Source organism: Rahnella sp. RFA10(1/100), assembly GCF_004195115.1.
GTDB lineage: Bacteria > Pseudomonadota > Gammaproteobacteria > Enterobacterales > Enterobacteriaceae > Rahnella > Rahnella perminowiae.
Genome location: NZ_SEWR01000001.1, coordinates 531,497 through 543,795, shown reverse-complemented (window position 1 = coordinate 543,795; position 12,299 = coordinate 531,497). Strand labels below are relative to the sequence as shown.

12 protein-coding genes and 2 pseudogenes are annotated in these 12,299 nt (G+C 54.6%); 9 read left to right on the top strand and 5 right to left on the bottom strand.

Annotated features, from left to right (window positions below; translation table 11 throughout):
- The first annotated feature begins 5 nt into the window (after positions 1–5).
- From ETV65_RS02325 to ETV65_RS02310, 4 genes are all read left to right on the top strand, one after another.
- Positions 6–899, top strand: coding sequence for a 3-hydroxyacyl-CoA dehydrogenase family protein (locus ETV65_RS02325; RefSeq protein WP_129951387.1), 894 nt, complete (start codon positions 6–8; stop codon positions 897–899).
- The gene (locus tag ETV65_RS02320) at positions 896–1,666 is read left to right on the top strand and encodes an enoyl-CoA hydratase-related protein (protein WP_129951386.1); all 771 of its coding nucleotides are present in this window, start codon (positions 896–898) and stop codon (positions 1,664–1,666) included. The genes ETV65_RS02325 and ETV65_RS02320 overlap by 4 nt, the downstream gene beginning before the upstream one ends.
- A 41-nt stretch (positions 1,667–1,707) precedes the next feature.
- Complete coding sequence (hutC, locus tag ETV65_RS02315) at positions 1,708–2,457, top strand: histidine utilization repressor (protein WP_129952116.1); 750 nt, start codon at positions 1,708–1,710, stop codon at positions 2,455–2,457.
- Between the two features lie 99 nt (positions 2,458–2,556).
- Positions 2,557–3,615, top strand: a complete 1,059-nt coding sequence (locus ETV65_RS02310; protein WP_129951385.1) for an NAD(P)-dependent alcohol dehydrogenase — start codon at positions 2,557–2,559, stop codon at positions 3,613–3,615.
- A gap of 48 nt (positions 3,616–3,663) precedes the next feature.
- Here the strand turns inward: ETV65_RS02310 and ETV65_RS02305 are convergent, their stop codons facing one another.
- Both ETV65_RS02305 and ETV65_RS02300 read right to left on the bottom strand, forming a co-directional pair.
- Positions 3,664–4,590 carry a DMT family transporter gene (locus ETV65_RS02305; RefSeq protein ID WP_129951384.1) on the bottom strand — a complete coding sequence of 309 codons (927 nt, stop codon included), beginning with the start codon at positions 4,588–4,590 and terminating at the stop codon, positions 3,664–3,666.
- Entirely contained in the window at positions 4,587–5,162 is a 576-nt protein-coding gene (locus ETV65_RS02300; protein ID WP_129951383.1) for a TetR/AcrR family transcriptional regulator, read from the bottom strand. The genes ETV65_RS02305 and ETV65_RS02300 overlap by 4 nt, the downstream gene beginning before the upstream one ends.
- Positions 5,163–5,368: 206 nt before the next feature.
- Between ETV65_RS02300 and ETV65_RS02295 the strand changes: the two genes are divergently transcribed.
- A complete protein-coding gene (locus ETV65_RS02295; protein WP_129951382.1) occupies positions 5,369–5,800 on the top strand; it encodes a CopD family protein in 432 nt (143 codons plus the stop codon).
- A gap of 24 nt (positions 5,801–5,824) precedes the next feature.
- Here ETV65_RS02295 and ETV65_RS02290 read toward each other — a convergent pair whose 3' ends face one another.
- Both ETV65_RS02290 and yahO read right to left on the bottom strand, forming a co-directional pair.
- Complete coding sequence (locus ETV65_RS02290; RefSeq protein WP_129951381.1) at positions 5,825–7,612, bottom strand: sodium:proton antiporter; 1,788 nt, start codon at positions 7,610–7,612, stop codon at positions 5,825–5,827.
- Between the two features lie 135 nt (positions 7,613–7,747).
- Positions 7,748–8,026, bottom strand: a complete 279-nt coding sequence (gene yahO, locus ETV65_RS02285) for a DUF1471 family periplasmic protein YahO (protein WP_129951380.1) — start codon at positions 8,024–8,026, stop codon at positions 7,748–7,750.
- A gap of 551 nt (positions 8,027–8,577) precedes the next feature.
- On the opposite strand from yahO, the gene ETV65_RS02275 reads away from it, so the two are divergent.
- The 3 genes from ETV65_RS02275 to ETV65_RS02265 are packed head-to-tail and all read left to right on the top strand — an operon-like array spanning position 8,578 to position 10,989.
- Positions 8,578–9,738, top strand: coding sequence for a ceramide glucosyltransferase (locus tag ETV65_RS02275; protein ID WP_129951379.1), 1,161 nt, complete (start codon positions 8,578–8,580; stop codon positions 9,736–9,738).
- Positions 9,739–9,745: 7 nt separating this feature from the next.
- On the top strand, positions 9,746–10,315 hold the full coding sequence (locus tag ETV65_RS02270; protein ID WP_129951378.1) for a VTT domain-containing protein: 570 nt from the start codon (positions 9,746–9,748) through the stop codon (positions 10,313–10,315).
- The gene (locus ETV65_RS02265; protein ID WP_129951377.1) at positions 10,312–10,989 is read left to right on the top strand and encodes a glycosyltransferase family 2 protein; all 678 of its coding nucleotides are present in this window, start codon (positions 10,312–10,314) and stop codon (positions 10,987–10,989) included. Before ETV65_RS02270 ends, ETV65_RS02265 begins: the two co-directional genes overlap by 4 nt.
- Positions 10,990–11,134: 145 nt before the next feature.
- Here ETV65_RS02265 and ETV65_RS25090 read toward each other — a convergent pair.
- A pseudogene (locus tag ETV65_RS25090) lies at positions 11,135–11,269 on the bottom strand (cytochrome b/b6 domain-containing protein); the annotation flags it as partial.
- A gap of 706 nt (positions 11,270–11,975) precedes the next feature.
- On the opposite strand from ETV65_RS25090, the pseudogene ETV65_RS02255 reads away from it, so the two are divergent.
- Positions 11,976–12,248: pseudogene (locus ETV65_RS02255) on the top strand (SDR family oxidoreductase); the annotation flags it as partial.
- Between the last annotated feature and the right edge of the window lie 51 nt (positions 12,249–12,299).

Sequence of the window (12,299 nt, the reverse complement as noted above, 5' to 3'; positions counted from 1 at the left end):
ATAATATGGCATCAACACAGGTTGCGGTGATTGGCGCGGGCACCATGGGTGCGCGCATCGCGGCGGTATTTGCCGCCAGCGGTTTTAAGGTGGCGCTTTATTCGCGTACGGAAAACTCGCTGCACAAGGCTGCAAAAGTGATCGACAGCATCGACGCCGGACTGGCATCAGCGGTCACTTTTACGACATCCCTGGCGGAATGTCTGAAAGGCGCGAAGATTGTTTCGGAAAATATCGCTGAGGTGCTGGCACTCAAACAGCAGATTTTTCAGGAGATCGAAAAACAGGTCAGTGACGACTGTCTGCTGACCACCAACACCTCCAGCGTCCCTGTCGGGCAGATTGCCTCTTCGCTGGCGGTGCCGTCGCGTTTTATTGGCCTGCACTGGTTTAATCCGGCTGATGTCATGCCGATGGTGGAAATTGTCTGCGGGCCGCAAACCAGTGACCAAACGCGTCAGCAGGCCGGTGCCTTGTGTCAGCAACTGGGCAAACAGACAGTGACCCTTCATAAAGACGTGCCAGGGTTTATCGTCAACCGGCTGCAATACGCCATGCTGCGCGAGGCGTTGCATCTGGTGACGGCCGGTATAGCCAGCATCGAAGACGTAGATTTTGCTGTGCAAAGCACACTTGCACCGCGCTGGTCGGCGATGGGGCCGCTGAAACTGATGGATTTTGCCGGGCTGGATACGGTGAAGAATGTTGCGGCGATCTTATTGCCGGTGTTATCCCGTGACGACGCGTTGCCGCCGTGGTTGCTGGAGCACATTGAGCAGGGCCACCTGGGTACCAAAACCGGCGCCGGGTTTTATCCGTGGACGGCACAGGATATTGAAGAAGGGCTCGCGCACCGTAATACCACAATCCGCGCCATCAGCAGGATGCAAAAACCATGAGCGAACTTATCCGCTGTGAACGACATCAGGGCGTGGCGCATATCACCCTTAACCGGCCGGAAAAACTCAATGCACTGAGTGCGGAGATGCTGACGCAATTGCTGGAGAAAATGCGTGAACTGGACGGGGATAAGCAGATCCGCGCCATGGTGATTTCCGGCTCAGCGCGGGCGTTTGCCGCCGGCGCTGACACCGGCACGCTGGCTACCGCCTCAGCGATAGCCCTTTACACCAGCGGTTTCAGCGAAAAATGGGATCAGATCGCCGCCATTGAAAAACCCGTGATCGCGGCACTGTCCGGTTATGCGCTGGGTGGCGGACTGGAACTGGCGTTACTGTGCGATATCGTGATTGCTGATGACACAACCGTTATCGGGCTGCCGGAAACACATATCGGGATTATCCCCGGCGCAGGGGGGACGCAGCGGCTGGTCAGGTCTGTGGGGAAATCACTGGCGATGGAAATCATCCTCGCCGGGCGAAAAATCAGCGCCACCGAAGCGCTGGCTGCCGGGCTGGTCAGCCGCATCACCACACCTGAAGCATTAACGGCACAGGCGCTGACGATTGCGCATAATATTTCCCGTGCCGCACCGCTGGCTATTAAGATGGCCAAAAAAGCCGTGCTGGCGAGTTTCGATATGGGCTTAACGGCAGGCATCAGTTATGAGCGTTCGTTGTCCGCCCTGATTGCGGCCAGCGAAGACCGCAACGAAGGCATGCGCGCACTGGCGGCGAAAGAACAGGCGGTGTTTACCGGCGAATGACCTCCGGCAACGCGCGCCAGGCAATATACAAGGCAGGAATGATGTCAACAAACAGAACGCTATCCGAAGTCATTGCGGACGCCGGAGACGAGCCATCTCCGCTGTATAAGCAGGTGAAACAGGGGATCATCAACCAGATCCTGCACGGGCACTGGCAACCGCGCCAGCGTGTGCCTTCAGAAAGTGAACTGGTTGCCGAGCTGGGATTCAGCCGGATGACCATCAACCGGGCACTGCGCGAATTAACCACCGAAGGCTACCTGCTGCGTTTACAGGGCGTTGGCACCTTTGTCAATGAAATGAAGGCGTTTACGCCGATGCTGGAAGTCAATAACATTTCTGATGAGATCAAAAACCGCGGGCATTTTCATACTTCCCGCGTTTTGCAACTGGATGAGCAAATTGCCAGTCACAATATGGCAATGAAATTTATGCTGCCGCTCGGCGTAGCGTTGTTCCATTCGCTGATCGTGCATTACGAAAATGATATTCCGGTACAGCTGGAGGACCGGCTGGTGAATCCGGATATTGCACCGTTGTATTTACAGCAGGACTTTACTAAAACGACGCCTTTCGCCTATCTCACCCAGCTGGCACCGCTGACGGCGGGTGAACATACCATTGAGGCCGTGATGGCCGGTAACGACGAGCAGCGCCTGCTGAATATTCATCAGACCGAGCCATGCCTGCAAACCCTACGTCGGACCTGGCATCATGAAAAAGTCGTCACCTGCGCCCGGCTGTTATATCCGGGCGGCCGTTACAAGATGTTCGGCAGCTTTAAGAAATAAACCGGGCAGGATCAGGCAAGGATTCCGGAGGACTGTGGCTTGTGACTTCGGCGTTAAATTCTATAGTGAATAGGTCATTAACGACTCAGGAATTGACTGATGAAAACTGTCGGATTTGCTGCTTACGATCCTAAAAAACCGCTGGCACCGTTTACCTTTGAACGTCGCGGCCTGCGTGATAACGATGTCGCAATGGAAATTCTGTATTGCGGCGTTTGCCATTCTGATTTACATACCGCAAGAAATGACTGGGGCTGGAGCTACTATCCGATTGTTCCCGGCCATGAAATCGTCGGGCGCGTCACACAGATTGGTAAAGGCGTCACCCGCTATAAACCGGGCGATCATGTCGCTGTGGGGTGCATGGTAGACAGTTGTCAGGAATGCGATCAGTGTAAAAAAGGTGAAGAACAGTTGTGCCGCGAAGGTAATACCGGCACTTACGCGGGTTATGACCGTTTCACCAAAGCACCGACGCAGGGCGGATACTCCAAGCATTTAGTGGTGCGCGAGGAGTTTTGTCTGCGCATGCCGGAAGGGTTAGATCTTGCCAAAGCCGCGCCGCTGCTGTGCGCCGGTATCACCACCTGGTCGCCGCTGAAGACCTGGAACGTCGGGCCGGGCAGCCGCGTCGGCGTGATCGGCTTGGGCGGTCTGGGGCATATGGCGGTCAAACTGGCGGCCGGTCTGGGGGCAGAGGTTACGGTCGTGAGCCGTTCCAATGCCAAAGCAGCCGATGCGCTGGAATTAGGCGCAAGCCGTCTGCTGGTCAGTGCCGACAGTGACGCCATGGCGCAGGCACACGATCATTTTGATCTGATCATCGATACCGTACCGGTCAGACACGACATCACGCCGTATCTGCCGTTGCTGGATGTGGACGGCACGCTGGTGCTGGTCGGGCAGGTCGGGCCGATGGAAGAATTTAACACCGTTCCGCTGCTGTTAGGCCGTCGCCGCGTGGCGGGTTCTCCCATTGGCGGGATCCGCGAAACGCAGGAAATGCTCGATTTCTGCGCGGAGAAAAACATTCTGCCGGATTGCGAAATGATCCGCATGGATGAAATTAATGAAGCGTTTGAGCGTATGGAAAAGGCCGATGTGCGCTATCGTTTTGTGATTGATATGGCCTCGCTGGCCGCGCCTGCGGTGGTGTAATCTCCCTGCGTAAGTAAAACAGCAATGGCTCCTGCGGGAGCCATTTTTTCAGGCAGAAACCGGTACGGTTGCGCGTCTTTTCAGCGGTACAGTGATGAAAATCAGGCATGCGACGACCAGGCCGATGCCCGTCCAGCCCATCGGCGGCAAACGTTCACCGACAATCACGACCGCCAGCACCGCCGCGACCGCCGGTTCCAGCAAGGTTATGGTGGTTGCCATGCTGGCCGGAATGCGCGCAAGGGCATAGCCGAAACAGACATAACCTACAAACATCGGGATCAGCGCCATGTAGGCGCCGACCAGGGCGTTATTCCACGAGGCCAGAAGCGGCGCGCCGGTTACCCACAGTACCGGCATCAGCAATAAACCGCCGAGCCCGAAGGTGGCACCCATTGCCGCACGGGAAGGGACGCCGCGCTGCATTAAATGACGTGCCGCCCAGGAGTAAAGCGCGTAAGTCAGCCCGGCAATCAGGCCAAGCGTCACACCGGCAATCGTATGGTCGCCCTGACCGGAGACGGCATGACCTGCGCTTTTGCCGATGCAAAGCAACACCATGCCCGCTACGCCAATAGCCGCACCGGTCATCCAGCGGCGGGTAAGGCGTTGTCCGTCGAGATAATATTCAATCAGCGCTGACAGCAGCGGGGCGGAACCGATGGAAATCACCGTGCCGACCGTGACGCCCGCCAGATGCATCGATGCGTAAAACGCCAGGGGATAAACCGCGACCGCCAGTGCGCCGGTGAGTAACATGCGGCCGTTTTGCCGCAGTGTTACCCGGCTGGCGACAATCCCTCTGGCGGAAATCAGCGCCTGCAACAATCCGCCCAGCCCCATCGCCACGGCCCCGATCGCCAGCGGGCTGACGTCGGGTGCAAATGTCGCAGCCGTACCGGTTGACCCCCAGAGAAAGGAAGCAAATACCACGGCGAGTACACCTGTCATGCGTTCACGAGGCGTTATCGTCATGATGCCTCCATCATTGAGGCCGCCATGTCCATCGCCTGACGGACACATTGACCGTTGCCCTCCAGACCCGCACGCGAAATCGCACCTTCCAGTAAAAAGGAAAAATGCCGTGCCATCAGCCGGGCTTTCGCGTCGTCATCAGGAAACAGTTCCAGAAGATGTGCGGTTACGATGGCTTCGACATGTTCTTTATGCCCGCGCACGGCCTGTCTGCCGGGAGCTCCGGCGGGCAGTTCGGCGGCGGCATTCAGCAACCCGCAGCCACGAAAACCACGCTCATAGGCAAATTCAGCGTGATCGTCATAGGCCTGAAATACGGCGAGCACTTTTTCCTGTGGTGTTTTGGCTTTTTTAACGCGCAGGGCGTACAGCTCCAGCCATTCATCGTGACGGATTTCAATGTACGTCGCGACCAGTGCAGCCTTGGATTCGAAATTGTTATAGAGGCTTTTTTTGGCGACACCGGCGCGTTTGACGATGGCATCAATCCCGGTCGCGGCAATGCCGTCGTTATAAAACAGAACGCGGGCGGCACCGAGCAGCCGGTCACGTGCGGATTCAGGTGTGGACATTTTATTTATCTCGTCTTGTACAGATATGAGTAGGTATACCAGTCTACCTACTGATTGTAAACACCCGGTATGAATAAGAAAAAGTGACGACTTAACCGTGCCTTTAGTACGGGAAAGAGACATAATCCGTTAAAAGCGGCGCAGAGACAGCGGGCTGGAGCCATCCGCCGCAGGCAGAATTGTTGTTAACTTCCGGAGAGATAAAAATGCTTCATGAGTGGTTCAACGCCTTGCACATCATTGCGGGTGTATTGTGGATTGGCGGCATGCTGGCCATGGCGCTGGTGTCGATGGCATATTCGCGCACATCCGGCGCGGCGGAAAGTGCAGGGCAGAAGTTACTGCTTGAGACGGTGCGCAAATGGACGCGCAGTGTCACCAGCCCGGCGATGATCCTGTTGTGGGTGGCGGGCATCGTGATGATTGTCAGTTATGGCAAATTCCCGCATGCCTGGCTGCTGATAAAAATGGTCGTGGTATTGATCCTCTCCGCGCTGCACGGCCTGCTTTCCGGGGATTTACGCCGCCGCGCCACCGGTCAGCCGGTCAAAGATTTTGCGCTGGTGCGCAACGCCGGTGTGGTCATTATTACCGGTGTGATCTTCATCGGTATTCTGGCGATAATCAGGCCTTTCTAAAATTTATTCATTATCCGTATGGCGCTATGACTCGCCGTTCACCAGAGCAATCAGGGTGCAAGGCACCGGCGGAATATTGCCTTCTTTTAATATTGTCAGTGAATGGTTTTCGCGCACGGCAAACAGCGGCAGCACGCCGCTGTTTTTCTCAAGATAATCAATCCAGCCAAAACTCTCATTTAACTGTGTGGCCTTAATCACCGCGCCTTTCGCCAGCAGGGAACTCAGCCTGGAGTAAGTGGCTTCGGTGCTGAACAGCACTTCGTGACGCTGAAAACGGCTGTTTTCCTGCGAGCGTCCGCCTTTGGGCACCGGACCTGAGCGTACGGCAAATACCTTTTCCCGGCCGAAAATGTGGCTGAAATGGTAGACTGCCAGCGCATTCTGATGGCGGTTCGGAGACAGTGCCAGCACCTGCGCGGTGCTGCTCAGATCCAGATAGTTTTCCGCATGTTCAGACCACGCGTTACCGTAATACGCCGGAATGCCGTCCATCCGCGCCTGCCGGTAATATTCCCAGCTGCTGTCGGTGAGCCGCACCGGAATATCCTGCTTCATCAGTACTTTTGCCAGCATTCTGGCCACACCGTTCGCGCCGATGATCAGCACGCCGCGCGGTGCTTTTTGTTGCACCCGTAATCCGCGTGCGATGGCACGGCTGGAAAGGCTTTGTAATACCACGGTGCCGATGATCACGGCAAAGACCACGGTCACCAGTTTGTCGGCCTGCGGGTAATGCATGCGTTGTAGCGTGAGGGCGAACAGGGAGCTGACGGCGGCGGCGACAATGCCCCGCGGCGCTATCCAGCACAGTAATAACCGGTCCCGCCAGTGCAACGATGACCGCCAGGTTGACACGGCTATACACAGCGGACGCGCAACAAACTGCACCACCAGCAGCAAAATAATCAGTGGCCAGCCCATCGCCATCAGTGCATGGAGATCCAGCCTGGCAGCCAGAATGATAAACAGTGCGGAGATCAGAATTGCTGACAGTTCCTCTTTAAATGCCAGAATGTCGGTGGTATCCACATCACGCATATTGGCCAGCCAGATGCCCGCCACGGTGACGGTCAGCATGCCCGATTCATCGGCAATGGCATTGGAAACGCCAAAAGCGGTCAGCATCACCGCCAGTACTCCCAGGTTTTGCAGATAGGCGGGGATCCATACGCGGCGCAGGGCCACGCCGAGCGCATAACCAAAAACCGAGCCCAGCACCAGCCCGACGGCGACGGTTGCACCGAGTGTCCAGAACAGATGCATCAGTGATTCGGCGTGCTGGCGCAGGGTGATGAATTCGAATACCAGCAGCGTGAAAATCGCGCCTACCGGGTCAATCACAATTCCTTCCCAGCGCAGAACCTGATTAATCGCCGTGTTCGGGCGAACCACGCGCATTAACGGTGCAATCACTGTCGGACCGGTCACCACCGTTACCGCACCGACCAGCGCTGCCAGTTCCGGTTCAAACCCGAGCAGCCACCAGCAGGCGAGGCTGATCACGCAGAACGTGACCAGCATGCCAATCGTGACCAGATTGCGGACCACGCCACCCAATCCGCGGACTTCATCAATTCTGAGCGTCAGCGCGCCCTCGAACAAAATGATAGCCACCGATATTGAGACCAGCGGAAACAGCAAATCGCCAAACAGGGCATCGGGCATAACGACGTGCGTGACCGGCCCCAGCACTACACCCAGTAACAGCAAAGGCAGGATCGCGGGGATTTTCAGCAACCAGGCCAGCCACTGCGCGAGTAACGATCCCAGGCCAATTACAACCAGCATCAGCGGAGCCGACAGCAGCATAAAATGTCCCTTTCAAGAAGAGGAAGCAAAGGTCCGGCTTACGGCCAGAAACAGGAAATGATAATCAGCATCAGTGTGCATCAAAAAACCCGCAATTTTCGCGGGCCTTTTTATATTGAGTATCAACCAAAAGATTTATTTTTTCTTATAAACGTCAGCAGTGCCGTGAATTTTATTGTTGGTATTACCGGAGGTTAATACAAATACATCGCCGCCTTTTTTATCGGCTTTCTTCGAGAGATCTTCAATGGCACCGGACTGTGAGGTTTTATTTGAGGTAGTGACAGAACCGACTTTGGTATACTGCGAAGCCACTTTTTCAAAATCTACTTTCTTCATTAATTCAGCTGAATAAGCGCTAAAAGAGACACAACCCATCACAGCCAGTGCCAGCAGAGCTTTAGATATTTTCATGTAAGCCTCAGATTTAAAATTGCTCAGTAAATTGAAGGAGAACAACAGGAAGACGCTTATTGATTGAAATCCCTGTTAAACAATAACCCACCTTTTAAACAATGAGTTATCACTGCATTTAGTAATAGACAAGGAAGTAAATAATTACAAGGCGGAAAGGAAAATTAAGCGGCGAATACGGTGTTAAACCATCAATCCCGCGCAAACATCCCCGGGGATTTAATACCCGCTGTGTATGTTATTTGCCTGTTAATACGTAACCCGGAAAATGTTTCACTGCTAATAATTAAGTTTGAACCTGCCGTACTGGCACAACGTCAGCCTTATCAGCCTGATCTGAGCGCAGAACATATCGGTTATGGCCGTGCGCAGCCCGCTTTCCGGCACGGAACAGGGTGCCTGCTGTATTACTTTTAACTGAACGTGACGGATAGCGTGTCCCCGCGATGTCCCTTTAAGAATTCCTTAACGTAACGTCTGTAGGATGAGCGTTCTGACTGCCGGAAGTCTGGAATTCTCATCGCAGATATTTTCAATAAAGGGGCATCGTCATGGTATTAAACACCGCAGTGACCGCCACGATTGGCAGCGTACTGATTACCCTTCAGTTTTCCTCTCTCGTCATCGCCTGGTGGCGGATGCGCAGTGGCGTCCTGCGCGATGAAGTGCATGAAACCTCGGAATTTATCGTGCTGGTGCGGCCATTGTGCGGGCATAACGCCTTCGAAGAGGAGACCATGCGCTCCAGTTTTTATCAGGATTATCCCGCTTATGAAATTGTGTTTTGCGTGGCGTCACGGTTTGATCCGGTGATCCCGCTGGTGGAAAAACTGATGGCGGAATTCCCCGATAAGCCTGCACGACTGCTGATTGGCGATGACAAGATATCCGCCAATCCGAAAGTGAATAATCTTAATAAAGCCTGGAGCAATACCACCGCAGGCGTGGTGGCAATGGCAGACAGCAATCTGCTGTTACCGCCGGATTATCTGCGTTCACTGGCGAATACTTTTGACAGTCAGACCGGGCTGGTGAGTTCTCCGGCAGTCGGGATGATCCCGGAGAATTTATGGGGTGCCGTAGAAGCCGCAATGCTGAATACGCATCAGGCGCGCTGGCAGTATCTGTCGGATTTTCTGGGTAACGGTTTTGCGCAGGGGAAAACGTTGTGCTGGCGGCGCGAGGTGCTTGATAATGGTGGCGGAATGGCAGCGCTGGGCAGTGAGCTGGCGGAAGATGTCGCCTCAACCAAACTGGTACGCCGCGCGGGGCTGAAAGTCCGTCTGCCCGCGCAACCTTTTGTGCAGCCTATCGGGCATCGCAGCCTGGAAGCGGTCTGGAGCAGACAACTGCGCTGGGCGCGCATCCGGCGTGCCGGTTTTTTCTGGCTGTTTGTGCCTGAAATTATTATGGGTTTCCTGCCTGCTCTGGCAGCAGTGGTCTGGCTGACCCTCCGCGGTGATTTACCCCTGTTTGCAGCTCCTGTGCTTTTTGTGTTGTGGTATGGCGGCGAATGGGCGCTGGCCAAAGCGCTCGGCTGGCCGCATCAGCTAAGAGATATTCTGGCGATGTGCATCCGCGATATCCTGCTGCCCGCCTTGTGGTTATGGTGCTGGACCGGGCGCGGTTTTACGTGGCGCGGCACTATTTTGGGTGAAGGGCACTTAGGCAAAAAACAACCGGTGTCTGCCAGTCAGCACTCAGGGAAATAAGGACAGCATGTTTTCTCTTGAAACACTCGAAACGCTTATCAGAACGCACGGCCTGTTGATCATGACGCCGCTGGCCATCCTTGAAGGGCCGGTAGTGACGGTGATTGCAGGCTACTTCGCCCGTCTCGGCTATTTCAGCGTGTCCGCCATGTTTACCGTGGTGATGGTGGGGGAAGTGCTGGGGGATATCATTTTTTACTCGCTCGGACGCTTGGTGATCAAAGCTGACGGACAACCGCCCGGCTGGCTGGCCCGTCTTGGACTGACACAGCCGCGGCTGGAAAAAATGGTGAAAAGTTTTGATCGCAAAGGCGGGCGGTTGCTGGTGCTCGCCAAACTGACCCATTCCGCTGGCGCACTGGTGCTGACCGGCGCGGGAATAGCGCGGATGCCGCTGGTGCCTTTTCTGTTCTATAACATCATCGCGGCCATTCCTAAAAGCCTGTTTCTTCTGGGCCTCGGCTGGATGTTCGGCGATATTATCGCAGAGGTGAATAACTGGATAGCCTGGGTATCCCTTGGCCTGTTCATCCTGCTGGCCGTGACGGGGGTGCTCTGGGTGAGGTCTAAACAATGATCACGGTGAGTTGCATTATTCCGGCACACAATGAGGCCGGTCGTATCGGCAGGGTGCTGGATGTGGTGCAGAATCACCCTTTGCTGCTGGAGATTATCGTGGTGGATGACGGCTCCGGCGATAATACCGCACAAGTCGCACAAGGCAGGGGGATCAGGGTGATCAGCCTGCCTGAAAATCGCGGTAAAAGTTACGCCGTGGCCGAAGGCATTGCTGTGGCAACGGGCAGCCATCTGCTGATGCTTGACGCAGATCTTGTCGGGCTGAATGATGACGATATTACCGCGCTCATCCGGCCGGTGATGCAACATCAGGCTGATGTCACGATAAGCCTGAGGCGTAACAGCCCGTGGGTCTGGCGGTTTATCGGGCTGGATTATATCTCCGGTGAACGGGTGTTTGCGCGCGGGTTAGTGGCGAAGCATCTCGGGGAGATCCGCCGGTTGCCGCATTTCGGGCTGGAAGTCTGGATCAATCAGCGCTGGATTGCCGCCGGATTTCGCTTACAGGTCATCAGATGGCAGGGCGTTATCAGCCCGTATAAAGCCGCTAAAATCGGCTGGTGGCGTGGATTACAGGCCGATATATCGATGATGCGCGATATATTCCGTACCATCAGCTTGCGCGAATCGGTACGGCAAATTATCTGTCTTAAGCGCAAAATCCGGGCCTGAGTGTGAATGTCACTTTGCCCCGCAGCTCTGGCAACAATTGGGTCGACCCGTCTGATCACAAAAAGAATCTTGCAGCCGCTATTGTGCGAAAGGCGGTATCACATAATTAAAAATTGCTGAATGTCATCATTCACCCGGCAATAATTTAATCATTAATAGCCGGGGAGTGGTTTTTATATCGTTCAATTAACAGATGTAAAACTCCCATTGCCCCGTGCGCATAAAAATATACTTCAATAAAAGTGGTAAGAAACTTATGCCACCCGATAATAGTGTCGGCCCAATAATTGTAGCGCGGCGAAATCTTCCGGACTGTTTCGCGCTCAATTCCGGACTGTCTAACGACCTTTAAAATGCCTCTTTTGGACTGTCCGGAATTGATTGTAACGCCGTTAAAACCCCGCACCTGATAACCCGCTTAAAAAATATTGATCGGTGTCACCGATCAATACCAACAATTTGATCGTTATTAACCATTATCATCTTGTGGTTTATCTGGATATGGTCTCCAAAACTTAAGGAGACGTGTCATGTTCTGGAAGATATTTACGGTTTTTATGGTGCTGTGGCTGATGGTTGGCTTTCTCGTAAATCGCTGCCGACATCGTGAAGAACCGGAAGATAAGAGTGATGAATGCCCCTATGAGTAGGGTATTTTTTCAGGCTGTACGCTCCCAAATCATGACGAGTTTTGATTTAGGAACAATGGAGACAGCCGTACCGGCTCCACTGCTGCCAGTAGCATCGGGTGGTGAAAGCCACGTTAACAAGTAGGGGTATTGTGCTAGCTGAAGACGTGCGAAAGCGGCTGAGGGGGTTCAGCGACTAAGGAGAATTTACACGGGAAATCAATGGGGATGGAACGTGAGGAAAGCCCGGTCAGCCGACCGGGTTTTGTCCTTCAGAGGATAATATTACTCAACCTTGCGGGCGTTGTCTGCTTTCCACTCTTCGTATGTCGCTTCAAGGATCCACAGACAGGTTGCTCCTTTGTCCGCTCCTGGGCGCTGGATCTCAAGGGACGTGGGATCCGCGTGAATGTTGTCAGCCCCGGTCCGGTGCGGACGCCAGGTCTGGGTGGACGGGTGCCGGATGAGCACCGTCAGGGCTTATTTGATGCGCCTGCCGCACAGGTGCCGCTGGGTCGTCTGGGAGAACCGGGAGAAATCGGCAAAGTTGTGGCGTATCTGGCCTCGGATGCTGCCAGCTTTATCAACGGCACCGAACTGTTTGTTGATGGCGGTATGGCGCAGGTATGAGGCGTTTTCCCCACGACACTCGGCCGACGGTGAGACTGTCGGCAATTTTTT